Annotated in this window: 12 protein-coding genes and 2 tRNA genes; 7 read left to right on the top strand and 7 right to left on the bottom strand. The window is 51.7% G+C overall.

All coding sequences use genetic code 11. The features are described from left to right. Positions 1-257: 257 nt before the first annotated feature. Positions 258-887, bottom strand: a complete 630-nt coding sequence (locus BUB38_RS02730) for a lytic transglycosylase domain-containing protein (protein ID WP_073156630.1) — start codon at positions 885-887, stop codon at positions 258-260. Between the two features lie 298 nt (positions 888-1,185). Between BUB38_RS02730 and rpsO the strand changes: the two genes are divergently transcribed. From rpsO to BUB38_RS02755, 5 genes are all read left to right on the top strand, one after another. Beyond that, entirely contained in the window at positions 1,186-1,458 is a 273-nt protein-coding gene (gene rpsO / locus BUB38_RS02735) for a 30S ribosomal protein S15 (protein WP_073156633.1), read from the top strand. 62 nt (positions 1,459-1,520) lie between these two features. Further along, entirely contained in the window at positions 1,521-3,758 is a 2,238-nt protein-coding gene (gene pnp, locus BUB38_RS02740) for a polyribonucleotide nucleotidyltransferase (protein ID WP_371328336.1), read from the top strand. Between the two features lie 212 nt (positions 3,759-3,970). After that, positions 3,971-5,662, top strand: a complete 1,692-nt coding sequence (locus BUB38_RS02745) for an HD domain-containing phosphohydrolase (protein WP_073156639.1) — start codon at positions 3,971-3,973, stop codon at positions 5,660-5,662. Positions 5,663-5,795: 133 nt separating this feature from the next. After that, a complete protein-coding gene (gene ispG / locus BUB38_RS02750) occupies positions 5,796-7,547 on the top strand; it encodes a (E)-4-hydroxy-3-methylbut-2-enyl-diphosphate synthase (protein ID WP_073156641.1) in 1,752 nt (583 codons plus the stop codon). A 129-nt stretch (positions 7,548-7,676) separates the two neighbouring features. Then, positions 7,677-8,843 carry a phosphoglycerate dehydrogenase gene (locus BUB38_RS02755; protein WP_073156644.1) on the top strand — a complete coding sequence of 389 codons (1,167 nt, stop codon included), beginning with the start codon at positions 7,677-7,679 and terminating at the stop codon, positions 8,841-8,843. 741 nt (positions 8,844-9,584) lie between these two features. Here BUB38_RS02755 and BUB38_RS02760 read toward each other — a convergent pair. Then, complete coding sequence (locus BUB38_RS02760; RefSeq protein WP_073156647.1) at positions 9,585-11,354, bottom strand: AMP-dependent synthetase/ligase; 1,770 nt, start codon at positions 11,352-11,354, stop codon at positions 9,585-9,587. A gap of 256 nt (positions 11,355-11,610) precedes the next feature. Between BUB38_RS02760 and BUB38_RS02765 the strand changes: the two genes are divergently transcribed. Further along, entirely contained in the window at positions 11,611-14,184 is a 2,574-nt protein-coding gene (locus BUB38_RS02765; RefSeq protein ID WP_073156650.1) for a pectate lyase family protein, read from the top strand. Between the two features lie 226 nt (positions 14,185-14,410). On the opposite strand, the gene BUB38_RS02770 is transcribed toward BUB38_RS02765, so the two are convergent. After that, positions 14,411-15,850, bottom strand: a complete 1,440-nt coding sequence (locus BUB38_RS02770) for an NAD(P)-dependent oxidoreductase (RefSeq protein ID WP_254794858.1) — start codon at positions 15,848-15,850, stop codon at positions 14,411-14,413. A 107-nt stretch (positions 15,851-15,957) separates the two neighbouring features. Next, entirely contained in the window at positions 15,958-17,094 is a 1,137-nt protein-coding gene (tgt, locus tag BUB38_RS02775; RefSeq protein WP_073156654.1) for a tRNA guanosine(34) transglycosylase Tgt, read from the bottom strand. A 217-nt stretch (positions 17,095-17,311) separates the two neighbouring features. Between tgt and BUB38_RS02780 the strand changes: the two genes are divergently transcribed. Continuing rightward, positions 17,312-19,591 carry a family 43 glycosylhydrolase gene (locus BUB38_RS02780; protein WP_112132552.1) on the top strand — a complete coding sequence of 760 codons (2,280 nt, stop codon included), beginning with the start codon at positions 17,312-17,314 and terminating at the stop codon, positions 19,589-19,591. 261 nt (positions 19,592-19,852) lie between these two features. On the opposite strand, the gene BUB38_RS02785 is transcribed toward BUB38_RS02780, so the two are convergent. The 3 genes from BUB38_RS02785 to murD form a co-directional block, all read right to left on the bottom strand. After that, positions 19,853-19,936 (bottom strand) — tRNA-Leu (locus BUB38_RS02785). A 166-nt stretch (positions 19,937-20,102) separates the two neighbouring features. Further along, positions 20,103-20,186 (bottom strand) — tRNA-Leu (locus BUB38_RS02790). 81 nt (positions 20,187-20,267) lie between these two features. After that, positions 20,268-21,632, bottom strand: coding sequence for a UDP-N-acetylmuramoyl-L-alanine--D-glutamate ligase (gene murD / locus BUB38_RS02795; protein WP_073156657.1), 1,365 nt, complete (start codon positions 21,630-21,632; stop codon positions 20,268-20,270). Positions 21,633-21,759 lie beyond the last annotated feature (127 nt).

Raw genomic sequence — 21,759 nt, forward strand, 5'->3', positions numbered from 1 at the left:
AGCAATTGAAAATGAGGTTCGCTACGCTAGAGGTTTCAGGTCGGTTGCTTCGCAACCTAGAGGGGGGGGGGATAGTGAACAGTGGGGACTGTCTCTCTGAACATCCGCAAACTGTTATTCTGAACTTGTTTCAGAATCCCGTGAACGCACAAGATCCTGAGATTCCTCAGGGTGACGTCAGGTCCCTTTGGCGCGATTATCTAGCTCATTGCTCAAGGCTCATAGCTCATCGCTGAAAGGAGCCGTAGGCGACCACCTCATACCTCGTCGCGGGAGATTTTTCGGTAGTTGGTCTTTACTTTTTTCACGTAATTAAAGGTCTCGTACTGCATGGTTATCAGGCGTAAAAATTCAAAATACCTGAATGCCTTGTACAGTTCCGCCTGCCTGTATCCGCCATTGTAGTGGGCCAACATCAGGTTTATATCGCCCTTGTACTCGCTGCGGAGCATCGACAGGAACTTTACGCCAATCTGGATATTGTCTTTCGGGTTCAACAAACTGTACTTGGAAAGCTTCAACTTTTGAGCGACATTTTTCCCGGTGGTTGGCATGATCTGCATAAGACCCAAAGCCCCGACGCGACTTTTGGCGTTGACCTTGAACCTGCTTTCCTGAGCGATAATGGCTGCCACCAACTTGTAATCCATATCATACTGTTTTGAGTAGGTCAGGATGTATCCGGCAAAACGATCCACGTCGGCAACGCTCAAATTTCGGTTCACCGAAACGATGAACTTCTTCAGCTTTTCAGGGGAATCTTTCTTGTTGAAGAAGGTGAGAACTTCCTTACTGTTTGCGATTTCGTCAAGATAATCTTCCACCGCAGGGAGTACGCCCCCGCACAAGAATACAATCGCAAAAATGACCAGTAAAACCTTCTTCAAAATTTATCTAAACCCTTCGCCAACAATGATAGAAAAATCAGTTGTCTTAATTATGAATTACGAAATATGAATTGCGAGTTTTTAAAATCAGTCGCAAACACCCCTTTTGGCCCCTTTTTTCCCTCTTTTCTCTCGTTTCCCGTCTTTCGTCTCTCTTCTTTTTACCTATATTATTCCTCAACGTCATTTCACCTTGGTATTCCCGTCCAGTTATATTCCACTGGGAGTTCAAGTAGAATACTCGGGTGCAAACGTGTAAATAAGTAAAACAAACAAACCAAAAGGAACAGGTAGTAAAATGGCTACTATTACTAAAGAAAAGGCTGCAGAAATCACCGCTAAGTTTGGCGCAAACGAAAAGGACACCGGTAACGTCCGCGTTCAGATCGCTCTCCTGACTGAAAAGATCAAGAACCTCACCGAACACGCCAAGCAGCACAAGAAGGACCACCACTCTCTGCGCGGTCTGTCTATGATGGTTGCAAAGCGCAAGACTCTCCTCAAGTACTACGGCGAAAAGGACATTGTCGCTCAGCGTGCTCTTATCAAGGAATTGGGTCTCCGCGGCTAATTTCTGTGGACTGGAGATAATCTATGTCTATTGATGCTTACAAAGAAAAGTACGGCAAGATGCTGGACCCGAAGGAAGTGTCTGTAACACTTCCCGATGGTCGTGTCATCTCTTTCGAAACCGGCCGTATTGCCAAGCAGGCTCGTGGCGCTGCTGTTGCCAAGATGGGCGACGCATTTGTTCTGTCCACTGTCTGCTACGGCGAAGAAAAGGAAGGTGACTTCTTCCCCCTGACGGTTGAATACCGCGAAAAGGCCTACGCTGCTGGTCGCCTCCCGGGTGGCTATTCCAAGCGTGAAGCTGGTCGTCCGTCTGACGAAGAAACCCTCTCTGCTCGTATTATCGACCGACCGATCCGCCCCATGTTCCCGGAAAACTTCACTCGTGAAGTCCAGGTCATCGTGCAGGTCATGTCTGCCGACAAGAAGTTCGCTCCCGACGTTCTCGGCGTGAGCGCTGCTTCTCTCTCCATTGGTCTCTCTGACCTCCCGTTCGAACAGCAGGTTGCTGCAGTTCGCGTGGCCGTCGTTGACGGTCAGAACGTTGTGATGCCCACTTATGATCAGATTGCATGCGCCGATCTGGACATGGTGGTCGCCGGTACCGAAGACTCCGTCTGCATGGTGGAAGGTGGCGCTTATGAAGTGTCCGAAGACACCATGATCAACGCTATCCTCGCCGGTCACGAAGTCATCAAGCAGCTTTGCATTGCTCAGCAGAAGCTTGTTGACCAGTGCGGTAAGATGCCGAAGATGATCCTCGCTCCGAAGGATCTTGGCGAAGCTCACGAAAAGCTGCTCACCACCGTTAAGGAAGTTGTGAATGACGAACTCCAGAAGGACGTTCATTCCAACATGGTCAAGACCGACTTCTATCCTGCTATGGCAGACCTCTGCAAGCGTATGACTGAAGATCCGCGTATCCTCGCTATCATTGGCGAAGGCGACGCTCAGGACGCAGCTCTCCTTGCTGATGCCAAGGCAATCTTCGGCGATCTGGAACGCACCGCAATGCGCGAAATGATCCTGAACGAACACGTCCGCTTGGACGGCCGTACCACTACCGAAATCCGCCCCATCGAAATTGATATGGGCGTTCTCCCCAGCGCTCATGGCTCTGCCATCTTCCAGCGCGGTGAAACTCAGGGTTTCGTTGTATGTACTCTCGGCACCAAGGCTGACGAACAACGTTATGAAAGCCTTCAGGGTGAAGGCGCAAAGAGCTACATGCTGCATTACAACTTCCCGCCGTACAGCGTGGGTGAATGCAAGCGTCTCGGCACCAGCCGCCGCGAAATCGGTCACGGCCACCTCGCCGAACGTTCTCTGGCTGCAGTTCTTCCGCTGCCCGAAGACTTCCCGTACACCATCCGCGTGGTTTCCGAAATTCAGGAATCCAACGGTTCTTCTTCCATGGCTTCCGTTTGCGGTGGCTGCTTGAGCTTGATGGACGCTGGCGTTCCTATCAAGGCTCCGGTTGCTGGTATCGCAATGGGCCTCATCTCCGAAAAGGGTTCCGTGAAGGAAGGCGGCAAGATCGAAATCTTGTCCGACATTACCGGCACTGAAGACCACCTCGGCGATATGGACTTCAAGGTGACTGGTACCGCTGAAGGTATCACTGCCTTCCAGATGGATATCAAGATCCGTGGTATCACTCCGGAACTGATGCGTCAGGCATTGGAACAGGCCAAGCAGGGCCGTCTCCACATCCTCGGCCGCATGGCTGAACTTGGCCTCGCCGCACCTCGTCCGAAGGTTTCCGAAAAGGCTCCTACCATGATCAAGATGAAGGTGCCCACCAACAAGATCCGTGACGTTATCGGCTCTGGTGGCTCCGTCATTAAGGGCATGCAGGCTCAGACTGGCTGCACCATCAACATCGACGACAACGGTAACGTTGACATCGCTGCTCCGACTGGTAAGGCTGCTGCAGTTTGCCGCCGCATGATCGAAGAACTCACTGCAGAACCGGAACCGGGCCGCAAGTACAAGGGCAAGGTTAAGACGATCCAGCCGTTCGGCGCATTCGTCGAAATCCTCCCGGGTCGCGATGGCCTCGTGCACATCTCCGAACTTGCTGACCACCGCGTCGACAAGGTCGAAGACGTCGTTCACGTCGGTGACGAAGTTGAAGTTCTCTGCCTCGGTGTTGACCCGAAGGGTAAGGTGAAGCTTTCCATGAAGGCTCTGCTCCCCCCGAAGGCTGAAACCCCGGCCGCTGAAGCTGCTCCCGCAGCCGAAGCCGCTCCTGAAGCACCCGCTAGCGCTGCTGCAGAAGCGACCGCAACCGAAGCCTAATCGAAGTACTTCGACAGAGTTCCTAGAACATTAAAAAGCCTGGCTGCGAAAGCAGTCGGGCTTTTTTTGGTTAGCGGTAATTGTTTGCTAAATCACATATTGCAAGTTTTTTGTATGCGTTTGGGGCCCCTTTGGGGGTCTTTGTTTGCGATTAGTTCTAAAGTTGATTATCTTTAAGAGAGACCGCCTGGCCAATTGTAGGGTTTTTGTGTATGATTATTACGTGTTTGTTGGTTTTGTGTATTATTGCCGCCTTGAATGTGGTGGCGATTTGGCATCTGAATCCAAAGTTTAGTGGCAATTATTCGTTCATTAGCTTTTTGGTATTGGTGTCCTGCATGGGGCACTTGATGCTTGGCTTGTCTACCAACGTGGATGAAGCCATTGTGGCCAACAAGTTCAACTATGCGGGTTCCGTATTTCTGCCCCTGTTCATGTTCTATGCCGTCGCCGATGTCTGCCGGGTTAAAATCCACAAGTTCGTGCGCACGATCCTGAATGCCTATACGATGTTAATATTCGGCCTGTCGTGTACGGTAGGTTTCAGCGATATTTATTACACCTCCATTGAGTATGTCCAGACATTCGAAGGGGTGGGTAACTATGTGGCGACTTATGGCTTTGGCCATGATTTGTTCAACCTGATGATTTTTGGGTTCCTGATCGCCAACGTAAGCATTCTTATCTATGCCTTTGCCAAGAAGAAGAACGTTTCCTTTAAGTGCCTTGTGGCCATGTCCCTTATCGATATTGCTACGATTTTGGCGTTCTTCTCTTCGCGCCTTTGGGAAATCGATACCTTGATCATGCCTGCGGTCTATGTGTTTGACCAGCTGGCGCTGATATACATTTGCTTCCGTGTAAAGAGTTATGACATCGGGCATAGCGTTCTATCTGTTCTTGAAAAAAACAATACGGATGGGTATATTCTGGTGTCTTCGTCATACCGTTTTTTGGGATGCAACGAGATTGCCTACGAGATCATTCCTGCCTTAAAAAATTGCCGCGTAGACCACTTGCTGCCTTCGGGTTCTGCTGCCATCGATTTCCTGAGATTGTGGGTGAGGGAAGTGCGGGACGGGGATTATCTGGATACCAAGGAATACCTGTCTAGCGTTCGTCATTATCGCTGTTATGTTCGCAAGGTCAACGTGTTCCGTGATCGTTATGTGAACCTGTTCAAGATTGTGGACGATACGGATTTGCACAACTATGTGCAGATGCTTGGCGACAGCAATACCCGATTGAAGACTGTGGTGAAGAGTAACGCCAACCAGTTGAAGTCTATCCAGGAACAGATGATTGTGGGCATGGCCAACATGGTTGAAAGCCGTGATAGCAATACGGGCGGTCATATCAAGCGTACCAGCAAGGTGGTGTCTATCCTTGTTGATGAACTGCGTAAGGATCGACAGCGCAAGTATGAAGATACCTTCTACGACGCTCTGGTCAGTGCCGCACCTATGCACGACTTGGGCAAGATTGCCATTAACGATGAAATTCTGAGAAAACCTGGAAAGTTCACTCCCGAGGAATTCGAGGAGATGAAAACTCACCCTGAAAAGGGTGCTGCCATTGTCGAGAATCTCCTTTCTCAGATCGAGGTTCCTGCTTTCGTGAACATCGCCAGGAACGTGGCCTGTTTCCATCACGAACGTTATGACGGAAGGGGCTACCCCAGGGGCCTGAGTGGCGAGAATATCCCGTTTGAAGCCCGTGTGATGGCTGTGGCCGATGTATACGACGCCCTGGTCAGTAAGCGTTGCTATAAGGAAAAATTCTCTTTCGAGGATGCCTTTGATATTATCGCCAAGGGCATGGGTTCCCAGTTCGATCCGTCGCTGTGGAAGTGCTTCTATAACTGTCGTGAAAAGCTGGAAGAGTACTACAAATCTTCTACATAAGTAATTTGGAATGTGCCGATAATTGCTGATTTTCCTAAATGGCGCTTTAACAAGCGCATTTAGTGCTTCTCGGTTATGTCAAAAGCGAAAACGCTTTTGCCGCGACGCTCGACTTTTCCTAAATTGCTTATATATGACAAAGTTTTCTGAATTTCCGTATGTTGCTGACCGCTTTAACGCAGTCCGTAGAGAAACTGTACAGGTTCGTGTTGGTGATGCATTGATTGGGGGCGGTGCCCCCATTTTAGTTCAGTCCATGACTACCACCAAGCCCAAGGACGTTGAAAAGACCGTCCAGGAAACCTTGGATCTTGCCAAGGTTGGCTGTGGCCTGGTTCGTATTACCGCTCCCACTCTGGCCGATGCCCAGGGTCTGGAAGAAGTCATGAAGCGCATTCGTGCTGCTGGTTGCAAGGTGCCGGTTTCTGCCGACATCCACTTCCAGCCCAAGGCTGCTTTCGAAGCTCTCAAGTGGGTTGAAAAGGTCCGTATCAATCCGGGTAATTTCGTTGATACCGGCATCCTGACTTTGGAAAATCAGACTGACGCCATGTTCGAAGAAGGCAAGGAGAAGGTGGCTGAACAGTTCACTCCCTTCGTCCAGGAAGCAAAGCGTCTGGGCCGCGTGATCCGCATTGGCGTGAACCACGGTTCCCTTTCTGCCCGTATGATTTACCGCTATGGCGACACCGTGGAAGGCATGGTGGAATCTGTCATGGAATACCTGGCTGTTTGCGAAGCCGAACATTTTGACCAGGTGGTCCTGAGCCTGAAGTCCAGCAATCCTCGCGTGGCTATTTCTGCCTACCGTATGCTGGCTGCCCGTATCAAGCAGGAAAACTACAAGCCGTACCCCTTCCATGTGGGCGTTACCGAAGCTGGCGCCGGTGCCGATGGCCGCATGAAGTCTGCCGCAGGTATTGGAGCCCTCTTGATGGACGGTCTTGCCGATACCATCCGCGTCTCCCTGACCGAAGATCCTGTGGCCGAAGTCCCCGTTGCCCAGGAACTGATCAAGGCTTGCGCCTTGCCCGCAGTTCCGGTAAGCTACGATGTGCCTATTCTCGAAAAGGATCCGTACCACTACGCTCGTCGCGAAACCAAGCCCGTTGTTCTTAACGGTGTGGAAATCGGTGGCGCTCAGCCGGTCAAGGTCGGTGTTCGTTCCGATGCTGCCAGCCTGACTTCTGAAGGTCGCGGTCCTGAATTTGCCGTGGCCAGCCTGGCCGACAAGCCTGTTGTGGCTTTTGACGATCCCATGGATATTGCTGGCTTTGCCGCCAATCCTATTTCTGTTCCGGAAGGTTCCGTGTTCTGCTATACTGGCGATAACATGGTTTCTGGTGTTCGCGCCCTGGTTTCTGCAATGGAAGCCGCTGGCCGCAAGGATCCCATCTTGCTCTATGCCAACATCGGTAGCTCCGAGAAGGATATGCTCCGTGCTTCTGCCGACATCGGTAGCCTGGTCACTGACGGTATCGGTGACGCTGTTGTTATCGAAGGTTTCAAGAGTCCCAAGGAATCTGTGGAACTGGCTTTCGATATTTTGCAGGCTGCCTACTGCCGTCGCAGCAAGACCAACTTTATCAGCTGCCCCAGCTGTGGCCGTACTTTGTACAACATCCAGGAAGTGATGGGTAAGATAAAGGCCCGCTTTGGTCATCTGAAGGATCTGTCTATCGGCATTATGGGCTGTATCGTGAATGGCCCGGGTGAAATGGCAGACGCTGACTTTGGTTACGTTGGTGGTGGTCCCGGTCGCATTACCCTGTTCGAAGGAAAGACCGCAGTCAAGAAGAACATTCCCGAAGAAGATGCCATCGAAGAATTGGTAGCTCTCATCAAGGAACGTGGCCGCTGGGTGGATGCGCCGGAAGCGAAGTGATTAGTAGACAGTGGTTAGTAGACAGTAAAAGTAAGGCGGCTACGCCGCGATTATAAAACTAACCACTAACCACTAACCACTAACCACTAGCCACTAAGAATTTTTAACATAAACTACAAGGAATAAATCATGGCAACTATTAAGACTATGAACAACATCTCCAAGAAGGGCCTCAGCCTGTTTGGAGCTTACTATCAGGTTTCTGATACCGTCGAAAATCCGGACGCAATTCTTGTCCGTTCTGCTCAGGTTGACACTGATCAGTTTGACGGCCTCCTGGCTGTGGCTCGTGCCGGTGCTGGTGTTAACAACATCACTATCGACAAGGCTTCCGCTAAGGGTGTCTGCGTGTTCAATACTCCGGGTGCAAATGCAAACGCTGTTGCTGAACTCGTGATGACCGTTCTCGGTATGGCTGTTCGTAATGTTGCACAGGCTGCAAACTGGGTCAAGGCTCTGGACATCAATGATCCGGATATGGCCAAGACTGTTGAAAGCGGCAAGAAGAAGTTCGCTGGTTCTGAACTGGCTGGCAAGACCCTCGGTGTTATCGGCCTCGGCAAGATCGGCGTTCTCGTTGCTAACTATGCTCGTTGGAAGAACATGCGCGTGATCGCATACGAACCGTATCCCAACGCACTGAACATGCACGAACTTTCCAACAAGGTTGAAATTGCCGATCTCGACACCGTGATCGCAAATTCTGACTTCCTCACCGTTCACGTTCCGTTCATCAAGGGCGTTACCGAAAACCTCCTGAACCGCAAGAACCTGGCTAACTTCAAGGGTACTCATATCCTGAACTTCGCCCGTAACGGTCTGGTTGAAATGGACCCCATTTACGAAATGCTGGACAACGGTACTCTCCAGGGTTACCTCAGCGACTTCCCGGATGCAAAGCAGATTCAGCACGACAAGATCCAGTGCTTCCCGCACCTGGGCGCTTCTACCGAAGAAGCTGAAGAAAACTGCGCAGTCATGGCTGTTGAAGAACTGAAGGACTACATCGAATTCGGTTGCGTCCGTAACTCCGTTAACTTCCCGGCTCTCATGGACAAGCCCCACATGGGCATCAAGACCCGCGTTGTGGTGATTAACGAAGACGTTCCCAACATGATCGCTGAAATCACCAAGGTTGTGGGTGCAGAAGGCATCAACATTGCCTCCTTCTCCAACAAGAGCAACGGCAAGATCGGTTACAACCTGATCGACATCGAAAGCTCCATTGATGATTCCATCAAGGACAAGCTGGCTCAGCTGCCCAAGGTCATCAAGGTTCGCGTGATCCATTTCTAATAGGCAAAGAGGTCGGTCGGCTTCGCCTTCCTTTGAGGTATGAGGTCGGCCTTGCAAAAAAGGCCAGGTGAAAACCTGGCTTTTTTTTAGTTATGAGATATGAGTTGTGAGTTATGAGATATCTAGTTCAAAGGAGCCGAAGGCTCCGCCCTCGTACCTGTCGCCTGAAGCCTGTCGCCTCATACCTCTACTTAAACTGTATGGTTGCCTTTTTGTCGGTGACCTTTATAGAAACCTTTGCTCCCAGGTATAGCGGCCAGTTGGCGGTGTCGTGGCCAGAGCTGATGCCGTAAAGCTTGCATGGCGTCTGCGCGTTCGTCCAGAGTTCCCGAGTAGCGTCCTTCCTCTGCGCTTGAATACAGGTTGCTGGCCTCGATTACCGTTAAGCCCCAGCTCTTAAGTGTTGTACTCGTTTGTGATGTACTCGTTGGTAACGTATTCGTTATTTGTAATATTTAGATATAAGTTATGAGCTTTGAGCTTTGAGTTAAAGTTAGGCGCCTTTCACTGTTCACTATTCATTGTTCACTAATCCAGTTAGAAGTCCCACGTCAAACGTCCAATATCTCATATCTAGTATCTAGATCCTGCTCCTTCGAACCTAAGAATTGTAAGGCAATAAATTGCTAATAATTCTATATCGACTACGGCCTTACATGCCTTCGCTCAGGATGATACCTCAAGCCTCGCGCCTCGAGTCTTTCCGCTCGCAGCACACAGCTCGCTGCTCATCGCTCTCCGCTACTTGTACATTTCTTCGATTTGTTCGCTGTACATTTCTTCGGCGGCTTTGCGACGGATCTTGAGGGTGGGTGTCAGCAAGCCTGATTCAACGGTGAGACTGTCTCCAATGAGGGTCCACTTGCGGATTTGTTCCCAATGGTTCAGCTTCTTGTTGATGCGGGTGATGTGACGTTCCAGAGCCTCGTTGATGTGCTTGGATTCCAGAGCGCGGTTGATATCGAATTCGTCCTTGGTGCGGTTCAGGAAGCGGCGTGCGTTGATGGGGTTCAGGAAGATAAGCACAGAAGCGAACTTACGGTTGTTGGCGATGACAAGGGCTTGTTCCACCAGCGGGTGGCGGCTGATTTCAAGCTCGATGGGGTTGGGGCTTACATACTTGCCGGTGCTGGTCTTCAGCAGTTCCTTGATGCGACCGATCAAGAACAGGTAGCCGTCTTCGTCGAAGGATCCCTGGTCTCCTGTCTTGAGGTAACCGTCTTCGGTAAAGATTTCCTTGTTTACTTCGGGCATGTTGTGGTAGCCCTTGAAAACGCTGTCGCCCTTGGCCAGGACTTCGCTGTTCTCGCCGATCTTTACGTCCAGATAGGCAAGGGGGATGCCCACGCTACCGGGGCGGATGCACTTGGGAGTGTTCACCGTGAGCACGGGGGCGCATTCGGTAAGGCCGTAACCTTCGCAGATGTTGATGCCAACGTTCAGCAGGAATCGGCAGATGGACTTGTTCAGGGCGCCGCCACCGCAGACGATCAGGCGGAACTTGCCGCCGATGGCTTCGCGCATTTTCTTGTAGACCAGTTTGTCGTAAATGCGGCGGGCGATGCTGGGGCGCTTGGTGGGGTCCTCAATCTTTGCAATCTTTACGGCGCGGTTAATCAGCCAACGCTTGAAACCGTGGCACTTTTCGCCGGCGGCCGTCATGCTTTCGTAGACGCGTTCCAGGATGCGGGGGACCACCATCATGACGGTGGGCTTGACTTCCTTCATCAGGAGGGCGGTGTTCTTGGGGGTGTCGGCGAAGAATACCTTTGTGGCGTTCAGGATAAAGAAATAGGTGGTCATGCGTTCCAGCACATGGGCCACGGGCAGCACTACGAGACCTACGTCGTTGTGGTTCAGGGCGACAACATCGCGCCTGATGGTCTGAATCTGCGCCAGCATGTTGCGGTGGCTCAGTTCGGCACCCTTGGGACGTCCGGTGGAACCGCTGGTGTAGATGATGCTGAACAGGTCGTCGGGGTTGATGGATTCCAGCTGACTTTGGATCCAGGCGGAGGATTCGGGCTTCTTGGCCAGTTCCTGGCCTTCGCGGATCAGGTCGTGCCAGTAGACGCCGTTGTCGGGGCAGTCGGATGCCGGATCGATGCAGATGACCACGCTAAAGCGGGGAAGGACGTCCTTGATGGCCTGGTCCAGTTCGTTTACGTTGTTCAGCAGCAGAATCTGGACGTCGGAGTCATCACACTGGAAGTTGAAATTGTCCGAGGAAATGTTGGGAAACAGGGGGACCACCTGGGCGTGATTCAGCTGGGATGCGATGTCCGTCATGATCCATTCCGGGCAGCTGTTGGCTACGATGCCGATACTCTGGTGTTCCTTGATTCCGCGGTTCTTGAACGCAAGGGCCAAGGAGCGGGTATCTCTGGCGAGTTGCTGCCTAGAGAAATAAATCCACTGTTCGTGTTTTCTGTGGTACCAGCCGGGGAAATCCTCTCTGTCGCAGGTAGCGAAGAACATGTGGGCGAGGGACTGGTGCAGCAGCGGTTCCATGGGAACTCCTTGGTTCAAATATGATTGATGCAAAAATAGATTTATGCAGACCTTGAAAAAGAAAGGGCTGGGTAGAAAGGTGCAAAATATGATGCTTTTGAATGATTTTGAGAACATTCTTATATTGAAAATCTTTATTTTTGTTTAAAAATCAGAATTTTTATATTGCTTTTCTAAAAAATAAACATTATATTTGAGAAAGAAAATGAGAACAACGGGATGGTGCCCGTTCTCAAGGTTTAAAAAAGGGATGTTTATGGATTGCAAATTTCTTTCTCTCTCTGCCGCAGTGCTGGGCCTTGCCGCTTCCGCCTCGGCGCTGACTGTCAATACCGCTGCCGGTTGGCTGGAATCCGCCTATGCGGAATGGCAGCCTGTTTCCGGTGCCTCCAGCTACAATGTCTATGTGGACGGAACCAAGATCGATGATCCGCTGATTCGTAGCTACGGTTCCTATATGCGTGCTGACGTGGTCGGCCTGAAGGCAGGCTCACACACCTTGAAGATTGCTCCCGTGGTGAATGGTGCCGAAGGGGCTGCCGAATCCAAGACGGTTTCTGTGAAGGCTCATGACCGCACCGGTTTTGCCTTTAGCAATGGCCGCGTTCCTGGGGCCTACAATACCGACGGTACTCTCAAGAGCGGTGCCGTGGTGGTGTATGTTTCCGAAAATTCCAAGAACAAGGTGACCGCCGACGTGGTGACCAATTCCAAGGGCACGAAGACCACTTGCAAGAGCTTCCAGGGCATTCTGAACTGCATGAAGAAGGGTTACGAAACTCGTCCTTTCGACTTCCGCTTTATCGGTAACGTGACGGACTCCGATTCCCTGGTGGCAGGCGACATGCTCATTGATTTGGGCTCTTCCGAAGATTCCTATGTGACCATTGAAGGTATTGGCGAAGATGCTACCGCAAACGGTTGGGGTATCCGCATCAAGAACGCCCAGAACGTAGAAGTCCGCAATATGGGCGTCATGAACGTGAACAGTTCCGAAGGCGACAACATCGGTCTTCAGCAGAACGACCAGTACATCTGGATCCACAACAACGATATGTTCTACGGCGATGCCGGTTCCGATGCGGACCAGGTGAAGGGCGATGGAGCCCTGGACTGCAAGAAGTCTACTTACGTCACCTTCAGCTACAACCACTTCTGGGATAACGGCAAGTCCAACTTGCTGGGCCTTTCCGAAGGAACTACCGACGGCTACTACATTACCTATCACCATAACTGGTACGACCATTCCGATAGCCGTCATCCTCGCGTGCGTTATTACAGCGCTCACGTCTACAACAACTACTACGATGGCAATGCCAAGTACGGTGCGGGCTCTACCTTGGGTTCCTCTGTGTTCATGGAAGGTAACTACTTCCGTAACTGCAAGTTCCCCATGCTCACTTCTATGCAGGGTTCCGACCTTTATGCCGGTACTACCACCAGCACCACCGTTAACGCTACCTTCAGCAAGGAAGCGGGCGGAACCATCAAGGCCTACAATAACAAGTTTGCAGAAGGCGGTACCTTCATCGCTTACGGCGCAACCACCTACCGCCTGAAGGGCGTTGACGGAACTGCCGTTGGCTCCATCAATACCAAGACCGACTTCGACGCCTACGTGGTGAGCAAGCGCGACGAACAGGTTCCTGCCACTGTTGTTTCTAAGTCTGGTGGCAACAAGTACAACAACTTCGACGTGAATACCTCGGTCATGTACAAGTATACTGCCGATGAACCGGATGACGCCAAGGCTAATGTGATGGCCTATGCAGGCCGTATCAATGGCGGTGATTTCAAGTGGACCTTTACCGCCGAAGACGATGCCCTCTATGCTGTGAACCAGGCTCTGAAAAATAAGCTGGTGGCCTATACCGGTAGCGTCAAGTCTATCCAGGGTGATGGCGCGGTTGTCGTGACTCCGATCGTTCCCAACTCCTCTTCGGGAACCGCATCCAGCCCCTCTTCCAGTGCTTCTGTTGAACCTTCCTCCAGTGCGACTGTGGCCAGTTCCAGCAGTGTCTCTGGCGGCGTTGTTCCTAACAGTTCCTCTGCCACCGTCGAAGCGCCTGCAGACGATCCCGTTGATGAAAGTTCCGACTTGAAGTCTATTTCTGCAGACCTGGTGCATAACTTTACCGAAGAAGGAGCCAGCAGCGACTACTTCGAATTCCTCGGAAACCTTTCTACCAGCAAGGGAACCGTGTCTTACAACGGTGCCGAATTGACCCGCTGCCTCAAGATTGAAACGGCTACATCTGTTGAATTCGTGCTGGCCAAGTCTGCTGAAGTGACTCTGGTTTTCAACGGTGATTTCGCTAAGGGGATCAAGATCGATGGTGAAAAGTATACTGCCACCGCAGGCGTTGTAAAAGTCAAGCTGGCTGCCGGTAAGCATTCCATTACCAAGGGCGATTCCGCTAACCTCTTCCTGATCTCTGTTAAGATTGATGCCTCCGCCGATGAGCCGGGCTCCTCCAGCAGCGACGATCCGGCTTCCTCCAGCGAACCTGCCGAAGACGGTCCCGCCTCTTCCGGCTCCAAGGACGAACCTTCTAAGGATGAACCTTCCGAAGGTGAAGAAACTGGATTCTCTGCCACGGTTGCCGCCAACGGAAACCCCTTGATGTATAACGTCTCGGAATGCCGTCTGGATGTGTTCGCTAGCGAAATCCGCCGACTGGATGTGGTCCGTATGGATGGCCGTAAGGTGCGCCTGAACGGAATGCCCGGCGGGGTCAGCTATGACCTGAGTCATCTGCAGCCTGGCATATACCTGGTACGCCTGGTGGCCGACGGTAAGACGTTCCAACGCAAAATCGTCAAACAGTAAAATCGCGATGCCGTAAAATTTACGCTGCGACAAGTAGCCTAGGGATCGGACGACGCGTAGGGTATGTGAATCCGGTCCCGGGAAAGCGTTCTGCACAGTATGGGGTGCGGTACGCTTTTTTCTTGGCGGCCTAGGATTGGACTGGGCATAAAAAAGAGGCTCCGCCTTTGTGCGGAACCTCTAAAATTTTTTGGGGAACTGCGGGTAGGTCCCGCAAACCTTTTGATTAACCGACGAGAGCCTTATGGATCTGGACTGCAGCGTCACGGCCAGTCTTCATGGCCATCACCACGGTGAGAGGTCCGTGCTTGGCGTCGCCACCGACGAATACTCCGTCAACAGAAGTTTCGCAAGAATCTTCGGCGCGGACGATGTAGGTACCGTTGCGATTGGTGTCGAGACCCGGAGTGGTGTCCTTGATTTCGCTGGAAACTCTGCTGCCGATTGCCAGGACCACGGTATCGCAGTCGATGGTTTCGCTCTGGCCTTCGATCTTCACCGGACGGGGACGGCCAGCTTCATCAGGTTCGCCCAGCTGGAACAGGTCCAACTTAGCCTGCTTGACGTGACCGTTTTCGTCGGCGATAAATTCGGCGGGGTTGTGCAGTTCCATAACCACCACGCCTTCGTTCAGGATTTCGCGGAGTTCTGCCTTGCAGGCGGGCATTTCGTTAAGAGTACGACGGTAGACCACGCGGACGTCTTCGGCGCCCAGACGGAATGCCATGCGGGCTGCGTCCATAGCCACGTTGCCACCACCAACGACGATAACGCGCTTGCCGGATTCAATTTCAACGCCGCGGTTGCCCTTCTTCAGGTATTCTTCGGCGGTGTAGACGCCCTTCAGGTCTTCGCCGGGAACGCCGGTCTTGAGAGCCTGGGCAGCGCCGTTACCGATGAAGATGGCGTCAAAGTCCTTCTTCAGCTGTTCGATGGTGATATCCTTACCGATGGTAACGCCGGTCTTGATTTCGATGCCCATCTTGGGGAGAATGCTGTATTCGTAGTCAACGATGTCCTTGGGCAGACGGAACTGAGGAATGCCGTAACGGAGCACGCCACCCAGCAAGTCGTAGGCTTCAAAAATGGTGACATCGTGGCCCAGGGTACGGAGGTCTACTGCTGCAGAGAAACCTGCAGGACCGGAACCGATAACGGCAACCTTCTTGCCAGTGGAGGGGGCCATGGCAGGAACCTTCTTGCCGCCCATGTGTTCGCGTTCGTAGTCCATGCAGAAACGTTCGGTTTCGCCCATATGGATACCCTTGTTCATATCCTTCAGGGTACGACCCATGGCGCAGCTGGACTGGCACTGCTTTTCGTGGGGGCAGACGCGGCTGCAGATGGAGGGCAGCAGGGAAGTGGCGCGGATCATTTCCACAGCGCCTTCGATGTTACCACCGGCCAGCAACTTCAGGTACTGGGGGATGGGCATGCTGATGGGGCAGGCTGCGGTGCAGAACGGCTTCTTACAGTCCATGCAACGGCTAGCTTCGAGACGAGCCTGTGCCAGAGACATGGTTTTGGTGCTTTCGTCCATGGTTGTGCGGTATTCGCGATGGGGAAGTTCTGCACCACGCTGGGGCGGAATAGCCATCTTGTCTTTCAGAGTCACCGTGGGGAGCGCGTTGATGCGATCCAATTCTGCCTGAGCGGCTTTATCCATTGCGGAAGAGTCCTGCATAATCACCTTCGGGTTTGATGCCTGTTTTCAAATTTTTCGCGGGCAAATATAAAAAATATACGATGCCTATAAAGGTTTTGTCAGTATCGTTATTCCAGATTTCGCTGCAGAACCTCGATCTTGGCCTTGCTCCATTCTTCGAAGTCGTCGGCTGCGATGTGGTCCTTTGCCTCTTGCATCAGGTGCAGATAGAAGTGCAGGTTGTGGATGCTGGCCAGGGTAAAGCCCAAAGATTCGCCGGCGTGGTGCAGGTGGCGCAGGTAGGCGCGGCTGAAGTTGCGGCAGCAGTAGCAGTCGCAGTTTGGGTCCACCGGCTTGTCGTATTCTTCGGCGTGGCGGGCGGCCTTGTAACGCAAGACGCCTTCGCTGGTGAACAGCATTCCGTTACGGGCGTTACGGGTTGGCATGACGCAGTCGCACATGTCTACGCCGCGGCCGATCAATTCCAGCAGGTTCCAGGGGGTTCCTACGCCCATCACGTAGCGGGCATGGTCCTTAGGCAGGTAGTCGGTGCAGAAATCAGCGATTTCGTACATGGTTTCGGTGGGCTCGCCTACAGAGAGGCCGCCCATGGCAAATCCGTCGGGTTCCAGTTCCGCGATGCGCTCTATTGCCTGCTTACGCAGGTGTTTATGCATGCCGCCCTGCACAATTCCGAAGAACTTCTGCTCGTAACCGTGGATTTCCGGGTTGGCCTTGAGCCAATCCATGGCCTCTTTGGTCCATTTCAGCGTGAAATTCAGACTGTGCTGAGCTTCTTTTTCGGTGCTGGGGTAGGGCGTACACTCGTCGAAGGCCATAATGATGTCGGCGCCGATCTCGCGCTGGGCCTTCATGACGGTTTCCGGGCTGAAAAAGTGCTTGGAACCGTCCAGAATGCTTCTGAATTCCACCCCTTCGGGCTTAATCTTGCGTAAATCCTTCAGACTCCATACCTGAAATCCACCGCTGTCGGTCAAAACCGGGCGATCCCAGCTCATGAACTTGTGAATGCCGCCGGCAGCGGCGATTTTCGGCGTTGTGGGACGCAGGTAGAGGTGGTAGGTGTTGGCCAGGATAATTTCGGCCTTCAGGTCCTTCAGCTGTTGGGGCGTTACCGACTTTACGGTAGCTTCGGTGCCCACGGGCATAAAAATCGGCGTATGGATGTCGCCGTGGTCCGTGTGGAGCACTCCCAGACGTGCCTTGGACTTCTTGGAAGTCTTTATGAGTTCAAAACGGTTCATGTCTTACGATTCTTTAACTTTTTTTGTAAAGATAGCTTTTTTTTCCTGATTTCCCATAGTATGGGCGAAGCCGCGTTTCCTATAGCGCTTGTAAATATTTTGCCGTTGTCAATTTGTCCATGACAAGGTGGATTCGAATGTCCATATTCCATTATTATAGAGTATTTTCCTATAAGAATAATTCCAATGGGTGGGATATTCGTGTATGGAGTAAGTTATGAAGATGAATAAGCTCGCGACAGCGGCCCTTCTCTCTCGCAAGTTTGTGGCTGCCGCCGTTTTTGGCCTGGCCGCATCCGCAATGGCGGAAAATCCTATTTCCAGTTATCATTATCTGGCAGACCCTTCTGCCGCTTCTGATGGTGATACCTTCTACATTCTGACTGATACGGACGATATGTGCGTCAGCACTGACCCGTTCCAGTACAATATTATCGGTCTGTATGCTTTCAGTTCCAAGGATATGGTGAACTGGACTGACCATGGCATGGTTTTCCAGTCAAAGCGTGAATTTGGTACTTATCCCGGCAATACCTGGGCTTCCGGCATTGCCGTCCGTAATGGCAGACCCTTTATTGTGTATCCCGACGGCGCAAGTGGCGTGGGTATGATTACCGCTCCTAGCATTGATGGTCCCTATACAGACCCCATTATGGATGCTTATGGCAAACCTCGAATTGCCGGTGGCTCCAATAGCTTCCTCGGCAACTGCGATGACATCGACCACTGCTTTGACCCGGGTATCTTCATTGAAGAAGATGGTACCGGCTATGTGATTTTTGGTGGTGGATCGGCCAGCTCTGTGAAGCGTCCCATCGGTAATAACTTCGATATTATCAAGTTTACCGAAAGTAACGGCAAGGTGACTTTGGACAGGAACTCTCTGACTCGAGTCCAGGCAGAAAAGTCCTTTGAAGCTCCTTACATCCATAAGCATGGTGACTGGTACTATATCAGCTTCAACAATAGCGGTCAGGAAATCGGTTACGGTATGTCCAAGAATCCCCTTGGTCCTTACTCCTACAAGGGTATCGTTATCGAAGCCGTGTGGAAGATTAACGACTGTGAAACTCATAGTTGCGATGGCGGTAACAACCACCAGGGTTTTGCTGAATTCAAGGGCAAGACTTATGCTGTTTATCATGATCGTCGCCTTGTTCGCGCTAAGGAACATCCTGCTTCCCTGGGTGTTGCCGATCCGGAACCGGGTAACCATCGTAGTGTAAGTATCGATGAAATTACCTACGCGGCTGATGGCTCCATGAACAAGCTTGTGTTCACCAAGGAAGGTCCTAAGCAGGTAGGCAAGTTCGATCCGTACAACACCTACAAGGCTCTCACCAGTTCCAAGCAGCGCAATGTCCGTAGCCGTACCGACTGGACCAAGGGCCAGGCTGTTAAGCATGTGCTGACTCCCCTTGCCACCAAGGAATCCTGGATTCGCGTGACTGGCGTGGACTTCGGCAAGGGTGCCCAGAATCTTCGCATCAAGGCTGCTAACGTGGGTAACGACAACAAGGTTGAAATCCATACTGGTTCTGTCACCGGTACTTTGGCAGGTTCCTGCGATTTGGCAAAGACTAGCGGCTGGAATGACTATGCCGATAATGATTGCGAAATGAAGGGTCTTACCGGAGAAGTTGATCAGGTGTTCTTCGTATTCAAGGGTGCAAAGGACTCTACCATGGGTATTCTTGAATGGGAATTCCAGGGAACCAAGCGCGAACCGGAACCCCAGACCGCTCATAATGAGACCCAGACTCCCTGGACTGTTCCTGGAATTGTACAGGCCGAAGACTTCGATGATCCGGGCTACGGCGCAGGCAATGATTCCTACTATGAAGATGATGCGGATAACCACTCTTGTACCGACGCAGGCAAGGAAGCTGAATGCTCCAAGTATCGCGATGGCACTGGTGTTGACATCTACAAGAAGAGCGAAAAGAAGACTGTCGTTGGCTACATCAGAAAGGGCGAATGGCTGGAATACTCTGTGAATGCTGCTGAAGCTGGCGATTACACCATGTACATTGCCGCAGCTTCTAACGGCGGTGCAAGTTTCAGTGTGTCTGTCAATGGTACTGAAGCCGGCGAAGTTGAAGTTCCTGCAGCAACTTCTTCTAGCGATGACGAACAGAACTTCGATGATTACAACAAGATTTCCACTAATGTGGCCTTGAAGGCCGGTGTGAATATCATTCGCATTACTGCAACCGCAGACTGGTTTGACCTTGATTACTTCAACCTGGTGAAGGGCAAGAATGCCGACGATGACAATCCTCTTGGCGAAACAACCGCTATGAAGAAAATCAACTTCGTTGCAGCTTCTGGCATGAACTACGATGTGTTCGATGTTCAGGGCAACAAGGTCGGCCTGGTTAACCTGGCTGGAAAGAGTGCCGCCAAGGCTCTTAACGCTGCCGGCTATGCCAAGGGCGTATACCTGCTGAAGCAGGTGGACGGTGCCAAGAAAATGATGGTGAATACCGTTAAATAATTGATGGAAAAATCAAACGGATGAGCCTCCCGAATCTCCTCGGGAGGCTTTTCTGTTTTGTGCGCGTTTTGTTGATGTTTGACTGATTATAAAACGCGCGTTTGGGATGTGTGCGGAAGTTTGGGGGCGTGGGATGTTTTAGGAGTGCGTGGAATCAGCGTCGGTGTTCTAAAAACGTGGAATCAGCGTCGGTGTTGAAAAAAGCGGAATCTGTGTCGGCTAAATAAAAAAATAACCCGCTTTTTCAAGCGGGTTATTTACTGCGGTCGGACAGACTTGAACTGTCATGGGATCGCTCCCACTAGCACCTCAAGCTAGCGTGTCTACCAATTCCACCACGACCGCGAGGTCCTTTTAATGGAACGGCTCAAAGATAATAACAAATTGCGTTTTTGTAAATGTTTGAACGGAAATTTTTTTGAAAAAAATGAAGAAGTTTTTGGGAGTGAAAGCGGGCGTGAAAACGTCTGACTATAAAAAAATAACCCGCTTTTTCAAGCGAGTTATTTACTGCGGTCGGACAGACTTGAACTGTCATGGGATCGCTCCCACTAGCACCTCAAGCTAGCGTGTCTACCAATTCCACCACGACCGCGAGGTCCTTTAACGGAACGGCTCAAAGTTAGTTATTTCGTTTAATCTTGTAAAGGGTTTTAACCGCTTTTTCTCAAAAAAATTAAACTTCAGAAACTAGCTTGTCAAAAACCTGTCCGCGAACCTTGTAGTTCTTGAACAGACCGAAGCTTGCGCAGGCGGGGCTCATGATAACGGTACCGCCTTCACCGATATTCAGGCTGTCTGCGAAAGCTTCTTCAAGAGTGGGGAAGATGGCGGTCTTGATGCCGGCGGCGTCTACACCAGCCTTCTTCAGGTCTGCAAGCATGCGTTCTGCAGTGGCGCCTATGAGGGCCACGCGCTTCAGGTTGGGGCGTTCCTTCACCAGGATGTTGCTGAGTTCAGTAAAGTCTGCGTTCTTTTCGGAGCCGCCCAGAATCAAAGCGAAGGGGCGCTTCATGCTGCCTGTGGCTGCGATGGTGGCGTCGGGGCGGGTGGCGTAGCTATCGTTGTAGAATTCAATGCCCTTCTTTTCGCCTTTAAATTCCATGCGGAAGGGGAGGGTTTCGTAAGACTTCAAGGCTTCGAAAGCGTCGGCTACCTTGATGCCCAGGGCGGTGCAGGCGAGGGTTGCTGCCGCCATATTTTCCAGCTGATAAATGCCGCGGACCTTGCAATCGCCCAGGAACAGCTTGTCGCTGCCGATGGTCAGCGTAGAGCCTTCGATAACGGCGTTTCCGTCATTGCTTCCGTTTTCGCCGTCGCCGAAGCTAACAGCCAGCTTATTGCGGGCGGGGCTTTCGCTTGCGATCTTTGCGGTAGGTTCTGCATCCTTCAGGTAGACGCAAGTGCCGCTATTCTTCTGCCAGCGAACCAGATTTGCCTTGGCGTCGCGGTATTCCTCGACAGTCTTGTGCCAGTCCAGATGTTCCGTAGACACGCGCAGAACCACGCCTACGTCCGGCGACTTCGAAAGCGTCATCAACTGGAAGCTGGAAAGTTCCAGAATGCTGATTCGGTCTGCGGAATCGTCTTCCAGCAGGTCCAGCGCCGGCACGCCGAAGTTACCGCCGATGATGTTTGCCTTGCCGCACTTGTCGAGAATGTGACTGATCATGCTGACGGTGCTGCCCTTGCCCAAGGTGCCGGTAACGCCCACCACCTTGCTGGACTTGGTCTGTTCCAGGAACAGCTGAATCTGACTAGTCATCATGCCACCGTTCATCTGGAACTTGAACAGTTCCTGACTCATGGGGTATACGCCTGCAGAACGCACTACGGTCACGCAATCCTTGAGGCCGTCCATGTAGCTTTCGCCGCTGCAAACCTTCACGTTTACGCCTGCAGGAACTTCCGGCAAGTTCACCGGATTCTTGTCCATCACGACAATGTCCTTGACGCCTTCACGGAACAGATAACGCAAGGTGCTCTGGCCTTCAACGCCAAAGCCGAGAATGCCTACAGGAGAAACCAAATTGTTGTTCATGTTAAACCTTTATCTTCAAATGTCATCCCGGCCAATGTTATCCTCGACCAGTCATTCTGGAGGACAGCAGGTCCGATAGAATCAAGGATCTAGACGGGATTTCCTTTTTAACGGGGTAAAATTTAGC

The organism is Fibrobacter sp. UWH5, from assembly GCF_900142505.1.
Classification (GTDB): domain Bacteria; phylum Fibrobacterota; class Fibrobacteria; order Fibrobacterales; family Fibrobacteraceae; genus Fibrobacter.

What these genes read in the sequence shown, in the direction of transcription:
- rpsO (WP_073156633.1), top strand. Translation starts at nt 1,186, where the DNA reads ATGGCTACTATTACTAAAGAAAAGGCTGCAGAAATCACCGCTAAGTTT.
- BUB38_RS02745 (WP_073156639.1), top strand. Translation starts at nt 3,971, where the DNA reads ATGATTATTACGTGTTTGTTGGTTTTGTGTATTATTGCCGCCTTGAAT.
- ispG (WP_073156641.1), top strand. Translation starts at nt 5,796, where the DNA reads ATGACAAAGTTTTCTGAATTTCCGTATGTTGCTGACCGCTTTAACGCA.
- BUB38_RS02755 (WP_073156644.1), top strand. Translation starts at nt 7,677, where the DNA reads ATGGCAACTATTAAGACTATGAACAACATCTCCAAGAAGGGCCTCAGC.
- BUB38_RS02760 (WP_073156647.1), bottom strand. Translation starts at nt 11,354, where the DNA reads ATGGAACCGCTGCTGCACCAGTCCCTCGCCCACATGTTCTTCGCTACC.
- BUB38_RS02765 (WP_073156650.1), top strand. Translation starts at nt 11,611, where the DNA reads ATGGATTGCAAATTTCTTTCTCTCTCTGCCGCAGTGCTGGGCCTTGCC.
- BUB38_RS02770 (WP_254794858.1), bottom strand. Translation starts at nt 15,850, where the DNA reads ATGGATAAAGCCGCTCAGGCAGAATTGGATCGCATCAACGCGCTCCCC.
- tgt (WP_073156654.1), bottom strand. Translation starts at nt 17,094, where the DNA reads ATGAACCGTTTTGAACTCATAAAGACTTCCAAGAAGTCCAAGGCACGT.
- BUB38_RS02780 (WP_112132552.1), top strand. Translation starts at nt 17,312, where the DNA reads ATGAAGATGAATAAGCTCGCGACAGCGGCCCTTCTCTCTCGCAAGTTT.
- murD (WP_073156657.1), bottom strand. Translation starts at nt 21,632, where the DNA reads ATGAACAACAATTTGGTTTCTCCTGTAGGCATTCTCGGCTTTGGCGTT.